Source organism: Bacterioplanoides sp., assembly GCF_965226395.1.
Classification (GTDB): domain Bacteria; phylum Pseudomonadota; class Gammaproteobacteria; order Pseudomonadales; family Oceanobacteraceae; genus Bacterioplanoides.
This window is the reverse complement of record NZ_OZ245358.1, coordinates 2,884,179-2,901,386: the sequence shown is the minus strand read 5'-3', so window position 1 is coordinate 2,901,386 and position 17,208 is coordinate 2,884,179. Positions and strand designations below refer to the sequence as shown.

The window sequence follows — 17,208 nt, the reverse complement described above, 5'->3', positions numbered from 1 at the left end:
ACACCCAAGCCGGAGTACAAGAAAGACTGTTCGGGTTAACTTATTGAAAAACATAGTGAAAAAAGTATTGACGACAGCAAAGATCGTGGCATAATACGCGCCACTTGAGACGGCAAGGTCATCATCTTTCTTCTCAATGTGTGAAGTGGCTATGTAGCTCAGCTGGTTAGAGCACAGCATTCATAATGCTGGGGTCACTGGTTCAAGTCCAGTCATAGCTACCACTTATTTTAAAAGCCCGCTTAGTGAAAACTAAGCGGGCTTTTTGTTACTTTTTAGCTGAGTGAAAAAGAGCTTTCATCCTCATATCCCAACTAGAGTTATGAATAATCCTCTCAAAGTTAGCCTCTCCATTTATGAGCTGACTTTTCGTTAACTTAGACAACATTTCCCAATCATCTTTAAATACATAAGTTGCATTGTTGGTATAAACGCTTTCAAGAATGAAAATTCCAATAGATTCGAAACCATAAACAAAATATCCGTTAAAGCCATTTCGGCCTCTAGCTATCATTGACGGTCCAAATTTTTTAACTGTATTCATTCGGTGTTCAACTGCTTGAGCTCTTTCAATATTTAGAGCTTTAGATCCACGAGAAAATGTTAATCCTTGTCTCTTCCAAGGATTCTCACCAACAGGCAACAACTCCCATTCAAGAACCTTCATCTTATTTGTTACAAGCTGATTCTTTGTAGAGTCGATAATGTTAAAAGCTCCGAAGCATTCAAGAATAATATTGGCAATTTCAAGAATACTTTTCTCACTTTCGTTGGAAAGAACAATCTCCTTACTAGCAAAACATAAATCATCACCAATATTGATCAAACAAAACTCATGAAGACTCGGAGGACATTTGATCGTAGGGTATGCTTTGTACGAAATATCCTGATAGCCAGAATGAGGATTTCCGTGCCAATCATTCCATGTTCGATAAATAGATCTCGTTTTATTAACCTTAGGCTTATCTTTTAAGACCAGTATTTCTCCCTCACTATTGATTCTTGTTTTCCTTCCTACAACTTGTGGAATAGCTTCTTCACCAATTCCCAAATCTGAGAAACCGATTTTTGCTAAAGCATCGTTTGCGCGATTATCAACAGAATAAACCAGTCGAATCCGATCGTACTCAGATGCCAACAAGCGAATTTTAGTTAAGCTTCGAATATATTTTGCTTTAATATGCATTTTGTTTCATTTCCTAGCTAGGGTACTTCGATTAAATTTAAAACGAGTACAACGTGCTCCTTCACACCTCGCCAATTTGTACCTATGGGCGAAACAAAGAATTCCAAGGAGATAAGCTATATTTATTTCGAAGCTAATAAATTATCACTATGAAAATTGCGACAAAAACCTGATTATTCGAAAAGTTAAACTGCAGCGCCCTCCCCACAACAATCATAAAAGGTCATTGATACACGACGTCTTCCAGGCCCTGCCCGGGCTGCTTCCTTAACATACTTAATCAGGTACCAAATAGCAGCGCTCATTAACAAGCACAATAACCAGGTACGGGTAGCTCAGATCGGTGTCGGCGTATCAACCAATACATCACTTGATGACATTGCCGAAAAATAAGTCGGAGGCAGAAATACAATCACCGCCACTTTAGCCATCACATCCAAGCGGAGTTCATCTATTTGGGTATATAAAGAATAACCCGCAGGCCTGAAAATACCCTTAGTTAACGGATTAAGACGTTGTTGAGCTTTTCGCTCCTGAACTTTAAGAATGGCCAGAGCCAGATAAATCGGAAGGCAGAACGCCAGAAGAACAAAGATTGAAACCACGAAAAAATCCTTTTACTGCTTGAGCTTCAATTATTACTGATATGAATGTTTTTTGTAAATGTATCTACACCGGATAAAACGGATAAACCTTCTTAAAGTCCACCAAATCAAACTCCTCCTGAACATGCTCGGTAAACTCATTACGTCGTACACGACGGCTATCAACACCCTGGTATTTTAGTAGCGCCAGACACTCCAGACATAAGTCATCATCGCTATTAGCTTCCGTGCCCGTTAACACATCAACCTGGCGGTGACGCAGTTGCTGTACTTCCTGACAGTAAGCCAGATGGTATTTTTGTTCGTGAGTCAGCCACACACGAGAGTTTTTATACGCCAGTGTTTTATCTTTTAAGGCACGTAATTCCGCAGCATTAATTTTAAACTGACCTTCTTCCAGTGCTTCTCGTTCGGAGTACGTCAGCTGCTTTTGTGGATCAAACAGCTCAAATTCTCCCAGCTGTTTAGCCCCCATTTTCTGGCGCAGAGTATTCAGGTCGGCATCGTCGAGAAAGTCCGGCAACTTCATAGCACTTTCTCTAAGATCGTGGCAATCCGACTATCCGCATCCGTTCTTACACGGAATTCCACACGACGAGAGCTTTCTTCATTTTCGTCGCCGTTATCGGTACGTACGACTTTAGCGGAAGATAAACCATTGGCAGTTAAATGCGTTTTTAACCAATCTTTATTGGCAGCCACATTATTCAGGCCAAGCACATAACCCAGCGTAGTACGGGTACGCTCCTGAGATAAATCCATATTACGGATATAAGCATCGTCGGCGTTCGCCGCTCCGGACCAGGCACTGGAGGTATGTCCTTCAATCCGTACTTCAAGGATATCGTCGCGATATTTCGGCTGAGTAATAATATTCACATAACGAGGGAAAAAGTCGGCCAGAATAGCGGCAAACTCTGGTTTTAACTCGGCCTTGCCCTGATCAAATAACACATCAGTATTGTTAAACCGAAACGCCAGGTCTTTATCCAGCTCCGCACCCCAACGCTGCATATCCGCCGCAAATTCGTTATTCAGATCGTCGTATAACTGAGTACGCAGGTGATCGTAGAGAATAGCAATGTCGCGGATTTTATTGCGCTCGGTTTCAACGTTCACCATAAACACAATAGAAATCAGCATAAACACCATCATCAGACCCGCCATTAAGTCGGATACCGCAACCCAATGGCCTTCCTGTTCTTTCAGCTGCTCCAGTTCATTTTCATTCATGGGCAGCTACTCAGTCATGCTCGGCTTCGGTGACAGATTCGGCGACTTTAACCAACTGCTGTAAGCGTTTGGTTAGTGGTGTGTAGTCACTTACAAACTTCTCAGATAATGCCGTCAGCTGCATACCAAAGGACTTCAGCGCTTTATTCAGCTCTTCTTCCATGCTTTCATCCAACGCCACAACCTGACGCTCAACCCGCTCACCCAGACGCTGCAATTGCTGCAGACTATGATGCTGTTGTTCTTGCAGGCGTTCGTTACTGGCTTGCAGTTGCTGTTCTAGCTGTTGCTCAACACCACGCTGCATTGCTCCTAATTGCTCAACGGCCCAGCGCTGCTGAGACTGCACGGCTTCTGACATGCCCTGCGTCAGTGCTACTACCCGCTCTTCCAGCTTCGGTAAGCCATCAGCAGCATGATTCACCAGATCCGCCAGTGAACCCAATTGTGATTGCAGGTTCTGGCGCTGTGCCTCCAGGCCATTCAACAGATCCTGTAAGGATTCAGAAATGCCATTAAAGGCATTGGCGTGTTTCACCATGTATTCAAACGCATGGCTGGCTTCTTTCATCGAACCAGACGTGCGCTCCTGCTCCGTAATCAGCTGCTGTAGCTGATCGCGGTAGTTATTCTGCCAGTCCAACATCTTGCCAACGCTTTCATTAAGACGTTTGAAGTTATCACCGTACTGTTCGTTAATGCGGGTATTAAAATCGCGCATGACGGTTTCAATCGCTTGTACCAGTGCCTTGGCATTAGCTTCGGCCATCCGCTCCTGATAACCATCCAGCGAGGCAATCACCTGATCGAGACGATCAATGGTTTGTAAATGATGTCGGGTAAAGGTGCGGGGCAGTGCTTCATCGCGTTCAGCATCAAACTGGTCAGCCAGGTGTTTCAGCGAACTGTCGAGATCATCAATGGTCGCCACCCGGGTTTGTGTCACTTCACGACGACCAACCTGGGACATGGCGGCACGAATCTTTAATGTCAGCGCTCCTAACAAACCCACAATCGACGACCAGAATGCGGTTTTTAAGCCATCCATCAGCTTGGGCACACTGCCCTGAATATCAGCGGTGTCAAAATGCCATAAGCCCAGCGCCACACCTAAGAACGTACCAAAGATGCCAATACTGGTGAGGATATTCGGGGCGATTTCAGCCGTACGGTTGGAATACCGGAAAATATGGAAGTACAGGGTCAGTACGACGATGACCGCCATCAGACCCAGTGTCCATCCAGAGAATTGCGCCATCATGTATAAAGGTCTCAAGCCAAAATGGGTTTATTACAAACCAGTCTAGTTCAGTATTTTTATTTCGCGTATTGGCTATATAAAAGAAAGTGATTACAACCGGAATTCACTCATAAAACCTTCCACCGAAGTTAACGCTTCCGCCAGCTGCTGTCGCACTTCCTGCAGATCAGCGGTGCGCTGTTCTGTTTCCGAAGCCACTGTATTCACCAGCTCCATACGATCACCAATATTCTGCATAGTATTGGTTTGCTCATGACTCTGGGTGGCGATCGTGCCGTTAATATCTGAAATTTCCTGAACCTTTGTCCCTACGGCGTTCAGCGATTCATTCACTTCACCACTTTGTTCAACACAGCGTAACGCCAGGTCACGACCATGCTCCATTACGTTGCGGGCACTGGAGACCTTATCCTGAATGCCACCAATGGTTTTACGAATATTCTCGGTCGATTCCCGGGTTTTACTGGCCAGCGCCCGCACCTCATCGGCTACTACCGCAAAGCCACGCCCAGCCTCACCCGCCCGTGCCGCTTCAATCGCAGCATTCAGGGCCAACAGGTTGGTTTGTTCGGCAATTTCATCAATTACATTAATTAATGAAGAGATGCTGTTGCTGTCTTCTGCCAACAACTGAATCTCTTCACGCGCGGCAGAAACTTCACCGGACAGCTGCACAATGCCATCGGACGATTGCTGCAACATCTGAATGCTCTGCTGAGTATCATGATTAACAGTATCCGCCTGATCCTTTGCCTGATGCGAGAAGTCATTCATTTGCTGCACAGCACTGGTCATATCTTTAACACAATACTCGGTCATGACCATGGCTTGTTTCTGCTCAATGGCTCCTTCACGGGTACCTGATGCAATTTCAGTTAACCCCAGCAAGGCTTCACAGGATGTCGTTACCGATGCCTTGGTATTGATCAGCAGTTCATGAATACGACCAATAAACAAATCCAGCTCTCTGGCCAGATCACCGGTTTCATCACGGGTGGTCAGGTTTAAACGCTGAGTTAAATCCGCTTCACCTTTAGCCAGGTTTTCCACCGAACGTTGCAACTGCAACAATGGCTTCTGGATATTCAGTGATAATAAAAAGGCCATCACGATACCAATAGCTAACACCAACAACATCACGGTCACTGCGGTTGACTGAGTACTGCTGATTTCATCACTGGTTTTTTGTCGTTCTGTTTGCACCAGGGCAATGTTCTGTTGCACCAGCTGGCTTAACGTCGCCTGCAGTTCCCGATCTAATTGTGTTAATAGCCGTTCATCTGGAATTTTGGCCTGATTAACATCACCAATACGCTGCACATTCAGTTCATACCAACGCTGTGCCAGCTGACGGGTATGAGCAAAATCAAAGGAACTGCCCATGGCCATGGCCGCTTGTTCGGCCTGATCAATATGTTTAAGAAAATCACTTTTCAGGTTGTTCAGCTGCACTACACTCTGACGCCCATCTGAGAATTGAATCGCAGCCAGTTCAGTCAATACCAGATCATGGCTATCGCGAAAGATTTCAGACGCTGTACGGCTGTTGTATACCGCATTTAACGGATGCTCCATCACTCTGGAAACGGTATTACCAATCACCCCCAGCTGGCTATTCAGGTACAAGCTTAATGCGCTGAAAAGCACCAGAATCAAGCCAAAGCCTAACCATAATTTGTGTTTTATTCGCATCTTTTAGTTACCTTGAAATGGGCAGAATCGGCAGGCTGACAGGCTTATCTTCACCATCGAGTGTGATCATAAAGGCTTTTAACTGAGCCAGTTCCTGCGGATTTAAACGAACAGGCTGCATTAGTGGTGATAAGCTCGGACGTTGAATTCCTCCCGAAATGTAATGCGCCAGAACCGCGTCAATATTGGCGGATTCACCATTGTGCATATACGGCATACGCTGGCCGATATTACGCAGTCCCGGTGTTTTAAAAGCGTAATTATGCTGTGGATTGCCAGTGATTAAAGCACGCCCTAAATCATCCGAATTTAAGCCAATATCATGAAACTGATTGTCGGTGAAATTCCAGCCAGTATGGCAGCGGCTGCAGCCCGCCTTGCCGTTAAACAGTTGAAAACCTGCTTTTGCCTGTTCTGAAATAGCCTGTTCATCACCATCCACCCAGCGGTCAAAGGCTGCAGTGCCAGATACCAGAGTACGCTCATAGGTGGCGATGGCTTTGAGAATATTCGTTTCGTTAATGGCTTCGCCAAAAACCTTCTGAAATTGCAGGCGATAACCTTCAATATCATTCAGTCGCTCGACCACTTCCTCAAGTGACATATTCATTTCTACAGCCGCTTCAACCGGCCCACGAACCTGTTCCTCTAATGTCGCTGCGCGACCATCCCAGAAAAACTCCTTGCCCCAGGCCAGATTCAGCAAGGTTGGTGAGTGTCTTGGTAAGGCTTCATTGATATCGCCCACCGCCGTAGGCACACCGTCTTCCCAACCCAGTGATGGATTGTGGCAGGTGGCGCAGGTCATATTGAAGTGACGGCTCAAACGCTGATCAAAGAACAACATCTTGCCCAGCTGAGCCTTATCGGAACTGTAAGGGTTGTCAGCCGGAAACGGAATAAACTCCGGGCGCTGGTATTGCTGCTTCAAAGTTTGTAATTCAATGGATTCTTCAGCATGAGCTGTCAGAAATAAAAATGACAAAATAATTAATAAAAGATTAATCATTATTCGTAACTCATACCTTTTTACTATCATCATTGCTTAGTCTAGACCATATTTTGTGTTCCGGGATCCCAGACACTCTTTCCGGGTCATGGCTTGATATATGGCAGTTGATCTGATCCACTTTGCCTCTAAATTCAAAACCGGTTTAACAAAGGGGCGTTCTATGCTGATCAGCAATATGGAAGTAGTACCGGGCAAGAAGATTGTAAAACACCTGGGGCTGGTACAAGGCAGCACGGTACGGGCAAAGCACGCGGGCCGCGATATCATGGCGGGCCTGAAAAATATCTTTGGTGGCGAGCTGAAAGGTTATACCGAACTGCTGTCGGAATCGCGCGATGAAGCCATCGCCCGTCTCGGCGAACAAGCTCAGGCACTGGGTGCCAACGCCATCGTTAATGTGCGCTTTTCAACTTCTTCAATCGCGGCCGGCGCTTCTGAGATTTTTGTCTATGGGACTGCGGTTATTGTGGAGGATCACTGATGGAAACCTTACTGCAGTTTCTGGTACTGCTGGGGTTGGGGTATTTCTTCGGACGACGGGCCGAATCCCGGCATTATAAGCGCATCCGCCAACGTGAACAGAAATATCGCGAACTGCTGGTCATGCCAGAGAAATCTCCTCCTATCCAATATGCTCAGCACAAGAGTGCACTGGTCAGTGGCAATGTTGTCGTCTCAGTGGATTATTTTAAGAAAATTGCCGCCGGCTTACGCAGCATTTTTGGCGGTCGCGTGTCCGCTTACGAAAGCCTGCTGGATCGGGCACGTCGCGAGGCGATATTACGGTTGCAGGAGGACGCTCACCAAAAAGGAGCGGATGCCGTGTATAACCTCAAATTTGAAACGTCTCGCATCAGTCAGAACGCCGCACAAGGCATTGGTTCGGTCGAGGTGCTGGCCTATGGCACAGCGCTGATTCCTACGCCAGCACCAGCATTCAATTAATATGGATACCCGACCAAGCGGCAATCCGATATTGCCCGACCATATTAATAATAAAAATGAGCATCCGCTGAAGGACTTCCTGATTCTGTCACTGGCGGTTGTACTGCTGATTTCCTTATTCACCTGGCTGTTGGCGGCCAGCGCTTCCTGGCTGGCACCTAAAATCCCGTATGAGTGGGAATTAAGCTGGAAAGGCGATTCTCACCTAACGACCGAGGGTTCAACTGAGCCACATGAGCAGCAAGAACAAGCATTACAACAGCTACTGCAGAAGCTGACGGGCGATAACGCATTACCGGTACAGGTACATTATCTGGCCGATGAAGAAACACCCAATGCCTTTGCCACGTTAGGCGGCCATATTTTTATCACCCGTGGCCTGTTAGAAAATATCCGGTCTGAAAATGGTTTAGCCATGGTACTGGCTCATGAATATGCACACATTCAACTGCGCCACCCCATGACTCTGCTGTTAGAACAGCTATCACTGGGTGTCCTTTGGGCCTTAATGGGCAGCGACAATATGGCTCAGACGGTGACCCAGAGCACCTCGCTGCTGACGCTACTGGCCTTTAGCCGGGATATGGAAAGAGATGCCGATCAGTTTGCCCTGCAACGTTTATCAGCCACCTATGGACATACCGCCGGAGCCGATGAATTTTTTACTCAGATCCACCAGCTGGAGCAGGAGAGCAGCTTACCGCAGGACTCAGAATGGCTGGAGTTTGTGCAAACTCATCCAATTACGGATGAACGTATCCAGACGATACGGGGTTCGATGCAGGCTGGTACCACCACAGCGCTTCCCACGCTGTTAAACATTCAATAAAAAACGCCGCTTACCATAGGCAAGCGGCGCTCTTTTTTATAGCAAGGCTGTTTCACAACAACGCAGTTATCAGCCTTCCAGGTTATCCAGGAAACGCTCAGCGTCCAGTGCAGCCATACAGCCAGTACCGGCTGAGGTGATCGCCTGACGATAGATATGATCCATCACATCACCAGCGGCAAAAATACCTTCAATACTGGTTTGTGTGGCGTTACCTTCGGTACCGCTCTGTACTTTCAGGTAGCCGTCTTTCATTTCCAGCTGCCCTTCAAAAATACCGGTATTTGGTTGGTGACCAATCGCGACAAAGATACCTTCTAAATCCAACTCTTCAGTATCACCGGACTCACGGTTCTTAATGCGCATGCCGGTCACGCCCATATCATCACCCAGAACTTCGTCCAGCTCGCTGTTCCACTTGATGGTCACGTTGCCGTTGGCGGCTTTATCCAGCAGTTTATCGGCCAGAATTTTTTCACTGCGGAAGCTGTCGCGACGATGAATCACCACCACTTCTTTTGTGATATTGGCTAAGTACAAGGCTTCTTCAACAGCGGTGTTACCACCACCAATGACAGCAACACGCTTGTTGCGATAGAAGAAACCATCACAAGTGGCACAAGCAGAAACGCCTTTACCTTTAAAGGCTTCTTCACTGTCCAGGCCCAGGTACTTAGCGGAGGCACCGGTACAGATGATTAACGAATCACAGGTGTATTCACCGCTGTCACCTTTCAGGCGGAACGGGCGCTGTTGCAGTTCTACTTCGTTAATCTGATCAAAAATAATTTCGGTATCAAAACGCTCGGCGTGGGCTTTCATACGCTCCATCAGCGCCGGGCCCTGAACACCGTCGTTATCTCCGGGCCAGTTGTCTACATCTGTGGTGGTGGTCAGCTGACCACCCATTTGCATACCGGTAATCATTACCGGATTCAGGTTAGCGCGCGCAGCGTAAACAGCAGCGGTGTAACCCGCAGGACCCGAACCCAGAATCAATAACTTAACGTGACGTGCTTCGCTCACCTGTTGTCTCCAAATCTAAAAACGTAAAATCGGCTGGCATTATAGAGCTAATGCTGATTTAGCCCAACGACTTTACCGGCCCGTACTAGACGATTATGGACAAAGCTTATCGCTATTAGTTTCGCCTGTTAAATTAATAATGCTAATTCACCGATACAGCCGAACTATTACCCGTCTGTTTTTTGTACAGTGTCTATACTCAGTTCTGATGAGATACCCGCTTCTGACAAACAACAGACAAAGCCGGTATTTTCAAAAATTGGCTGAACTTTCTGCCCGACCAATAAACACCGGTTTTTCATGCAGTTAGCTCATCTGTCTTTCAACCTATTTAAAACTGTCATTTTTCCTGCGTTGTGAGCAACGATGAACTGTTGCACCATGACCTTTGCAGAAAAATAAGCAAAAAAAGGCTGCGCCATCATGCAAAAACGCCATGAGATACAGCAGAAATCCCGCTTAGGGACGCTGTTAATTCATAAAGGACTGATCACTCGTCAACAATTAGATCAGGCGTTAACCCAACAGGCTCAAAGCGGCCAGCGTCTGGGTGAGTTACTGGTTAGTAATGGCTGGCTGACCGACAGACAGCTGAGTCGTGCACTGAAGAAACAATCCCGTTATCGACTGGTGGCAGCGATCAGTGCCATGCTGCTGGGCCCGATACAACCCTTTATGGCGTCAGCGAATGCTGCCACCGATGATCAGACGGTTGCAGAGCAAACCTTCGCCAGCCGAACCGGTATGCAGGCGCTTAACGAAGCCGATATGGCGAACGTATCCGGTCAATCGTTAGGGCCACAGTATGAACAGCTGATTGATGTCATCAGTGGCAACGCTAACTCAGAAGATGAGCTGGCAGCAACCACCCTGGAATCGCTGCTTGGCTCCTTCCTGCCCGGCTCCAATTTGCTGGAATCCGATCTGGAAATTTCCGGCGTTGAATATGAACCCGGCCCACGCACCACATTAAACGCCGATGGCTCGCTGGACGTAAAAGTGCCAACCCATATCCGCCAGATTGCGTTTAAAAATGTACGGGTTGCCGGTGCCTCTGGTTCACACTTTGGCGATGTCACCTTACGGGATATTAATCTGGAAGGCGTGAGTGTTAAGGTTCACCTGCGACCTTAACGCGTTAAAAACTGCTGGAGCAAACGAGCTTTTTGCGCTGGTGCCTGCTCTGCAATCCGACTCAGCCTTTGTTGCTGGGTCGGCGTTAATTCCTCAGCATCCCAGCCTGACAAAATAGCCAACACCACCTGATCTGATGATTCCGAAGCCACATGATTAATCAGAGTATCTCGCTGACGTTCATCCTGACTTAGCACTCTACCTGCGGCATAACGCTCTTTATAGGTACCCGATTGCAACGCTGACAACATAGGCTGCTCTAAACCCGTTAAACGAGCGTTACCCGCAGCCAGAATGGCACTGGCAGCAGAGCGTTCCGGCGCTATAAACGCCTGAGTAATTTGCTGGCGCAATGGCTCTTCCAGATAACTCCCGCTCTGACCAGAATCTCTCAAACCGGCAAAACTGGTTCCCATACTGATCAGCGCGTTATTTCGGATATTTGGGGTTTCATTATTTTGTTCAGCTAAACGCGCCAGAGCATAAAAAGATTCATCGCTCAACTTATCGTTACTGGCCAGAGAGACCATCAACCTGACCTTTTGTAAATCCGCAGCATCACCTGCAGCAACAGGCATTGACATCAAGGTTTGCAGCATAAAATCTTCAGCATCGTCACGCCCGGTTCTTCCCAGAGCAAAAATCAGATCGCGTTTTACGGCATCAGCGAGGTCTTGTTGTTGCAACAGATTCGCGGTATCTGCCGCCTGAAAATGATCCAGCATATAATTTGCTGCCTGACGTAATGACGCCATATCTTTATTGTCAGAAAAGCTCTGAATCACTTCCCACATTTGTTGCTCGTTCTCGACACGATTAGCCAGTGTGTCCGCATTAATTCCAGCCACATGCCACTGATTGCCGCTATTCGCGTATTGTGAAAATTGATATTGCTGAATATCGGTAAAGACAGGAATGGCCTTCGCTTCGATTTTAAAACGAATAAAGCCATGTTTCCCGGCGACACTCAGGGCGTGCTTTTCCACCGAGCGCAATGTATGTGGCAAACAGTTTTGATCTAACTGCACTTGCCAGTCACTTTGATAATCCGCAAATGAAGCGGAAAATGAGCTGATATTGGCAGTGGTTGGATACGCCGCACGTTCAACCAACCTGTCTCCGGTTAAAAACCCGCCTCCGGTTGAAGATTGGCTGGTACGATGACGGTAACGATATGTTTTTTGCAGCGGGTCATAACTGAAAAAATAATGGGTGTTATCATCTCCGACCGATAATCCTTTCAGTAATTGCGAAAGAATGGCCATCGGGTGTTTTTCAATTAACCCTAAATCGTCAAATGCATTAAATACGACATATTGTGGGGCGTTAATACGACTGAGAAATACAACATCCTGCAAGCTTATATTTCCCTGCCCTTCATTAATACTAATGCTGCTGGCAATGCCTTTAACAACGTCATCATTCGCCTGAGTTAATTGTGTTTTAAAACGCAACCGGGAATCGTAGATCGCCTGATGATTTAATTCCGAACTGACGGTCACGGTCACATCATAAGCCACGTTCAGCTGCGTATTCTGGTTACACTGAAGTGGCTTAAACTCTTTCTCCGGCAACAGAGAATCGGCCGTAACAAATTGTGGCGCAACGGATGGTAATGAGTGGATATACCCATACAAGACAGCCGCACTCAAGCCAGCCAGGATCAGTAACAGCCACAGAATTTTCTTAAATACCGACATAATAAAAATACCAAGCGATACACAAACTCAATGAAGGCAATATCACCAGAGAGTTTGTGCAAAGTCTGTTATTTACAGAAGAATGGCCTGAGCTTCATCGCGAGCCAGCAGAACCGAGTTATCTTCCCGCCCTTGCCAGTCGATGTCGGCTTCATCGCCAAAGGCGTTAATATCAATACCCAGTACTTTCAGGAACGTATCCACATAACCTCGGCCGGAATTCAGCTGACGCTCCAGCGCTTCGGTTTTATAGGTTTCATAACCTCCTTCAGCCGCAACACGAACACCTTCTTCCAGCGCATAGGGCATAGATAATTCCATCACCCACAATTTGAAGTCGGCGCCGATTTGTAATAAATCCGGCAGGAAATTCAGAATACTGGTAATCCGCACATACGCCTGAGAAGACAACCACATATCCATCTCAGGGGTCACATCCAGGCGGGTCTGGTTGGCATGTTGTACACCATGAATAATAACCGGCGGTTGAGAGCGATTTACCGTAGACGTCAGCTGAGTTTGTGCACTCATGGTACTGCCAACAGAACCATAAATACGGAAAGGAATCAGCTCATAAACTGACACCGACATAATCCCCAGATCAACACCAGCTAACGCGTGTAACGCCGGGTCAAACATTCGGGTTGATGCCTGAACACTGATACTTGGATTCATGTTCAGACTGGCCGTAGCCACCGTGCCATCATCAGCACAGTTAATCTCGGTGGTAAAATCGAACAACACGGTCTCAGCTAAAGATGGCACGTACCAGGCGGTATTCACCTGTCCATCAATGCTGTCTGATATCGCACCAATAACAGCATTACCCGCTTCTTTAATACCGGTTGCCGCCAGACCCGTCACATCTGGCAGCGGTAACCCGGCAAATCCTTCGATGGCATCCAGGCCACAGACAATCGGTGCAAATGATATATCGGTTTTTAACGTGGGTGTCTGATCTTGTGGCACGACGATGCCACCCTGGCCTGCCGTTGCCAGAAAGGTCTGATGCTGCTCTTCTGCCTGTTCCAGAATTCGGTCAGCCATGGCCGCACCAAACTGACCAAAACACATCGGCCCTACGCCATTAAAGGTATCGGCGCAGGGCTCGTAGCATAATCCGGCTTCATTAACCTGGCCTTGTGGGCATTCTTTAGTAACACGTTCCTGAACCCAGGACCGCTTGGTGATTGTCTCTGGCCACCATTTCCACTGCGTACAGAAAGCACCGGTATCACTGAAACCTGCCGGACACTGCTGCCAGCAAACACCCGCTACTGAATCGAAACCAGCCGGACAATCTCTGGCGCACAACCCGGCATTTTCGCTGTAGCCTGCCGGGCAAATACTGGGAATTTTGCCAATGCCGCGGTTATAAGCCCATTCTTCAAACGGTTGCTCGATTTTTTTGACGCTGGTATCGATTTGCTGCTGAACAGTGCCAATCAAGGATAAAAACTGATTGCCATCGGATTCACCGGCCACGGCCTGAATATCAACCGGGTAAATAGCGCCATTATTAACAGCTGTGCTGTTACCATTGGCTTGCAGTAACGATGCAGACAGTAGCAGTAACACGCAGGTCAGAAGTCTTGTGATGAGTTTCATTATTTTTATTCTCCACATTTTATGTGGAGTAATTTAGTCAAAAACAAAACCATCGTACAGTTTTATAGAGGTAATCACGGGCCAATCGTCGGAGATAATAAACCCATAAAAAAGGCCACATCGCTATGGCCTTATCAGAGAGGTCGCTTACGCCTTAGGTGCCAGCGGAACCGGGTTGAGAACGCCGGTTACCGGGCTACCAGCTTCACTTAAGCGATTGCTGCCATTATCGGTTTTATAAGACACTTCATGGTAGTGTGCGGTGCTCTTCTTCTCGATGGTATTCACATAATACCAGTCCGCCTGGGCGCGTTCTTCGGTGACATCCAGAATAAAGAAGCCATGGTGTACCATATCGCAGAACTTCAGGTGCGGACTGCTGGCTTTTAATGCGGCAGCGGCAATATCACCCACCACAGGTGGCAGGGCCGGAGAGGTAACTGACGGCGTTACAAATTCAACCCCTAAAGCACCGTCCCCGGTTTTGCCGTTGTATTTTCGACGGTCAAACGGGTCCTGAGCCAGATCCGCTACCCAGGTTGAGTGAATATCACCGGTTAGCACCACAAAGTTGTCGATGTTGTTTTGCTCAATGTGATTAAACAGGCGACGACGGGTTTCAGTATAACCATCCCAGGTATCCAGGAAGAACGAGGCACCACCACCTAAGCTATCTGGTAACGCAACCGGGCCAATGTGCTGAATCTGAACCTGCTGACCACAGATTTTCCATTTCGCGGTTGAGGCCGACAGCTGGTTGTGCAGCCACTGTTCCTGATCAAAGCCCAACAGAGTACGGTTTGGATCATGACGTTCTGATTGAGTAAAGAAGCCCACTTGTTCATCACGGCCTTCAACCCGGGTATCCAGTACCATCAGGTCAACCAGATTACCGAACTGCAGTTTACGGTACACCGCTTCCAGATCATCCGGCTGATTACGGATTGGCATCCACTCGAAATACGCCTGTTTTGCGGCACGTTTACGGGCGAAGAAATCCCCTTCACCGTCGTTGTGGTTTTCTGCACCGCCAACCCAGGTGTCGTTGGCAAATTCGTGGTCATCCCAGGTTACAATAAACGGGTACTGCTGATGTACCGCTTGCAGATCCGGGTCACGCTTGTGCAGGTTATGACGCTGGCGATAATCGCTCAGAGAGATGATTTCGTGCTTAGGCAATAATGCCCGTTGTTCACGCAGGTCTTTATCGTCGTATTCCCCTTCACCGTATTCATAGATGTAATCACCTAAATGAACCACGGCATCCAGATCATTACGCTCAGATAAAATGCGGTACACGTTAAAGAAACCGTGTGGGAAGCTGGAGCAGGACACTACCGCCAGACGTAATCGATCCAGACCGGTTTCAGCGGCTGTTTTGGTTCGGCCGATTTCTGATTTTTTGTCACCGGCTTCAAACTGATAGTAATACCAGGTGTTTGGCATCAGGCCATCAGCATCCACTTTAACGGTGTAATCGCGATCTGCGTTGGTGGTGAAGACACCACTGTTGGCTTCATCGGTCATTTCAATATCACGGCAGATACGCCATTTCACATCAATGGCCGCATTCACCTGTGGTGAAATACGGGTCCACAGGATGACACGATCACTCAGCGGATCCCCGGAAGCGACACCATGACCAAAATCGGCAATTACTTTATCCGCCAGCGGATCAACCGGAGGCTTAGAAGACATAGCAGCAGCAGGACCCGCAACCGACGCGGCCGCACCGGCCAGGCCCAGATTCTTAAGTAACGAACGGCGAGAAACAGACATAATTATTCCCTCAAGGGCACCCTGATGGGTGCCAGACTAAATTCACAAAAGTACGAATATTCGCGCGGAACCGCTCTTAGCGGCGGTTAATGGTCTGACTGAAAGCGGCCTGATACTCACCGCTCACCTTATCAACGGTATAAGCCGTACCACGGAACTCATCGCCTTCGATTTCGATGTAGAAGAAACCCAGAACTCCGTCTTCCTGCCAATAAGCTTCGTTACGGTTGCGGTTGCTCAGGTCACGGGTTTTACCACCAGCACCCGATACAATGTGGAAGGTTTTGCCACAGCTATCGGTTGGTTTCAGCCATTGCAGCTCATGATCATGACCCGCGATCATGACATCAACCTGATTGCACACATTGTCTTTAAGAAAGTTACGATAAATGATGCCCGCTCCCGGGAAACCATCGTAGATGCCTGCATTATTATGTCGGCCATTGGATATATAGGCATGGTGGGCGTAAGCAATTTTCCATGGAGCCGTTGAATTCTGCAGCGCCAGGTTAAACCAGTTAGCTTGCTTTTCACGGTACGGGAACTGCCAGTATTCATAGTCAGCATCCGCAACACCGGCCAGCGGGTTGGAATCCAGTGCATAAAATTCAACCAGCGGGTTGATATCGTTAGCAGGAGCGGTGAAGTTGTAATAACGCGCTGGCATCTGCCATTTATCACTGCGGCGGTTTTCTTTGTAGTGATACGCCACCTGAATATCGCCTTTATCGTTATCCAGACCATCACCACCAATCAGCCAGGTGTTATCGTGGTTACCCAATGCCATATAGAAGGGGAAGTCCAGGTTGGCATATGGGTCTTCAAATTTGGTTTCGAACTGGATGTCATCGGTAGAATCGGCACCGGATTCATAAATATTGTCGCCCAGGCCAATGGCAAAATCACAACCACGCTCGGCGCACACCTTTTCCATGACTTCTGCCACTTTATACTGGCCGTCTTCACCAGTACCCATATCACCAATCGCAATAAAGCGTACAATTTTTCCGGGAGCCGGAGTTGGCTCAGGTGCAGGTTCCGGGGTGTTGGACATAGCCAGGGCCTGGCTACTGATGATACTGGCAGCCATCAGGCTGAACAGCTTGTTTTTGCTCATGTTGCAATCTCCGGTCGGTGGCGAGTATTTTTATGTAACTCTTTTGGGCGCGCAGGTTAACCACGAATTGTTACATAAATA

16 protein-coding genes and 1 tRNA gene are annotated in these 17,208 nt (G+C 47.7%); 5 read left to right on the top strand and 12 right to left on the bottom strand.

Features of this window, described 5'->3' with window-relative positions; genetic code table 11:
• The first annotated feature begins 147 nt into the window (after positions 1-147).
• Positions 148-224: transfer RNA gene (locus tag ACO05E_RS13295), tRNA-Met, on the top strand.
• Between the two features lie 44 nt (positions 225-268).
• Here ACO05E_RS13295 and ACO05E_RS13290 read toward each other — a convergent pair.
• The 7 genes from ACO05E_RS13290 to ACO05E_RS13260 all read right to left on the bottom strand — a co-directional run bounded on the left by ACO05E_RS13290 (position 269) and on the right by ACO05E_RS13260 (position 6,986).
• Complete coding sequence (locus tag ACO05E_RS13290) at positions 269-1,186, bottom strand: hypothetical protein (protein ID WP_419813425.1); 918 nt, start codon at positions 1,184-1,186, stop codon at positions 269-271.
• A gap of 335 nt (positions 1,187-1,521) precedes the next feature.
• Positions 1,522-1,791: a hypothetical protein gene (locus tag ACO05E_RS13285; protein ID WP_419813424.1), complete on the bottom strand. Its 270-nt coding sequence runs from the start codon at positions 1,789-1,791 to the stop codon at positions 1,522-1,524.
• A 64-nt stretch (positions 1,792-1,855) separates the two neighbouring features.
• On the bottom strand, positions 1,856-2,320 hold the full coding sequence (locus tag ACO05E_RS13280) for a hypothetical protein (protein WP_419813423.1): 465 nt from the start codon (positions 2,318-2,320) through the stop codon (positions 1,856-1,858).
• On the bottom strand, positions 2,317-3,024 hold the full coding sequence (locus ACO05E_RS13275; protein WP_419813422.1) for an OmpA family protein: 708 nt from the start codon (positions 3,022-3,024) through the stop codon (positions 2,317-2,319). Before ACO05E_RS13275 ends, ACO05E_RS13280 begins: the two co-directional genes overlap by 4 nt.
• Before the next feature lie 10 nt (positions 3,025-3,034).
• On the bottom strand, positions 3,035-4,285 hold the full coding sequence (locus tag ACO05E_RS13270) for a hypothetical protein (protein WP_419813421.1): 1,251 nt from the start codon (positions 4,283-4,285) through the stop codon (positions 3,035-3,037).
• A 90-nt stretch (positions 4,286-4,375) separates the two neighbouring features.
• The gene (locus ACO05E_RS13265; RefSeq protein WP_419813420.1) at positions 4,376-5,977 is read right to left on the bottom strand and encodes a methyl-accepting chemotaxis protein; all 1,602 of its coding nucleotides are present in this window, start codon (positions 5,975-5,977) and stop codon (positions 4,376-4,378) included.
• A gap of 7 nt (positions 5,978-5,984) precedes the next feature.
• On the bottom strand, positions 5,985-6,986 hold the full coding sequence (locus ACO05E_RS13260) for a cytochrome-c peroxidase (protein ID WP_419813419.1): 1,002 nt from the start codon (positions 6,984-6,986) through the stop codon (positions 5,985-5,987).
• 163 nt (positions 6,987-7,149) lie between these two features.
• Between ACO05E_RS13260 and ACO05E_RS13255 the strand changes: the two genes are divergently transcribed.
• Genes ACO05E_RS13255 through ACO05E_RS13245 form a run of 3 tightly spaced genes read left to right on the top strand, consistent with a single transcriptional unit; the run spans position 7,150 to position 8,763 of the window.
• The gene (locus tag ACO05E_RS13255; RefSeq protein WP_419813418.1) at positions 7,150-7,470 is read left to right on the top strand and encodes a YbjQ family protein; all 321 of its coding nucleotides are present in this window, start codon (positions 7,150-7,152) and stop codon (positions 7,468-7,470) included.
• Positions 7,470-7,934, top strand: a complete 465-nt coding sequence (locus ACO05E_RS13250; protein ID WP_419813417.1) for a YbjQ family protein — start codon at positions 7,470-7,472, stop codon at positions 7,932-7,934. The genes ACO05E_RS13255 and ACO05E_RS13250 overlap by 1 nt, the downstream gene beginning before the upstream one ends.
• A gap of 1 nt (position 7,935) precedes the next feature.
• The gene (locus tag ACO05E_RS13245; protein WP_419813416.1) at positions 7,936-8,763 is read left to right on the top strand and encodes a M48 family metallopeptidase; all 828 of its coding nucleotides are present in this window, start codon (positions 7,936-7,938) and stop codon (positions 8,761-8,763) included.
• Positions 8,764-8,832: 69 nt separating this feature from the next.
• On the opposite strand, the gene trxB is transcribed toward ACO05E_RS13245, so the two are convergent.
• On the bottom strand, positions 8,833-9,789 hold the full coding sequence (gene trxB, locus ACO05E_RS13240) for a thioredoxin-disulfide reductase (protein WP_419813415.1): 957 nt from the start codon (positions 9,787-9,789) through the stop codon (positions 8,833-8,835).
• A 423-nt stretch (positions 9,790-10,212) separates the two neighbouring features.
• Here trxB and ACO05E_RS13235 point away from each other — a divergent pair, with 423 nt between their 5' ends.
• Positions 10,213-10,923 carry a hypothetical protein gene (locus tag ACO05E_RS13235; protein WP_419813414.1) on the top strand — a complete coding sequence of 237 codons (711 nt, stop codon included), beginning with the start codon at positions 10,213-10,215 and terminating at the stop codon, positions 10,921-10,923.
• Here ACO05E_RS13235 and ACO05E_RS13230 read toward each other — a convergent pair.
• The 4 genes from ACO05E_RS13230 to ACO05E_RS13215 all read right to left on the bottom strand — a co-directional run bounded on the left by ACO05E_RS13230 (position 10,920) and on the right by ACO05E_RS13215 (position 17,127).
• On the bottom strand, positions 10,920-12,623 hold the full coding sequence (locus ACO05E_RS13230) for a hypothetical protein (protein ID WP_419813413.1): 1,704 nt from the start codon (positions 12,621-12,623) through the stop codon (positions 10,920-10,922). The genes ACO05E_RS13235 and ACO05E_RS13230 overlap by 4 nt on opposite strands.
• Before the next feature lie 72 nt (positions 12,624-12,695).
• A complete protein-coding gene (locus tag ACO05E_RS13225; protein ID WP_419813412.1) occupies positions 12,696-14,231 on the bottom strand; it encodes a hypothetical protein in 1,536 nt (511 codons plus the stop codon).
• Positions 14,232-14,378: 147 nt separating this feature from the next.
• Positions 14,379-16,010 carry an alkaline phosphatase D family protein gene (locus ACO05E_RS13220; protein ID WP_419813411.1) on the bottom strand — a complete coding sequence of 544 codons (1,632 nt, stop codon included), beginning with the start codon at positions 16,008-16,010 and terminating at the stop codon, positions 14,379-14,381.
• A gap of 76 nt (positions 16,011-16,086) precedes the next feature.
• A complete protein-coding gene (locus ACO05E_RS13215; RefSeq protein ID WP_419813410.1) occupies positions 16,087-17,127 on the bottom strand; it encodes a metallophosphoesterase in 1,041 nt (346 codons plus the stop codon).
• Positions 17,128-17,208 lie beyond the last annotated feature (81 nt).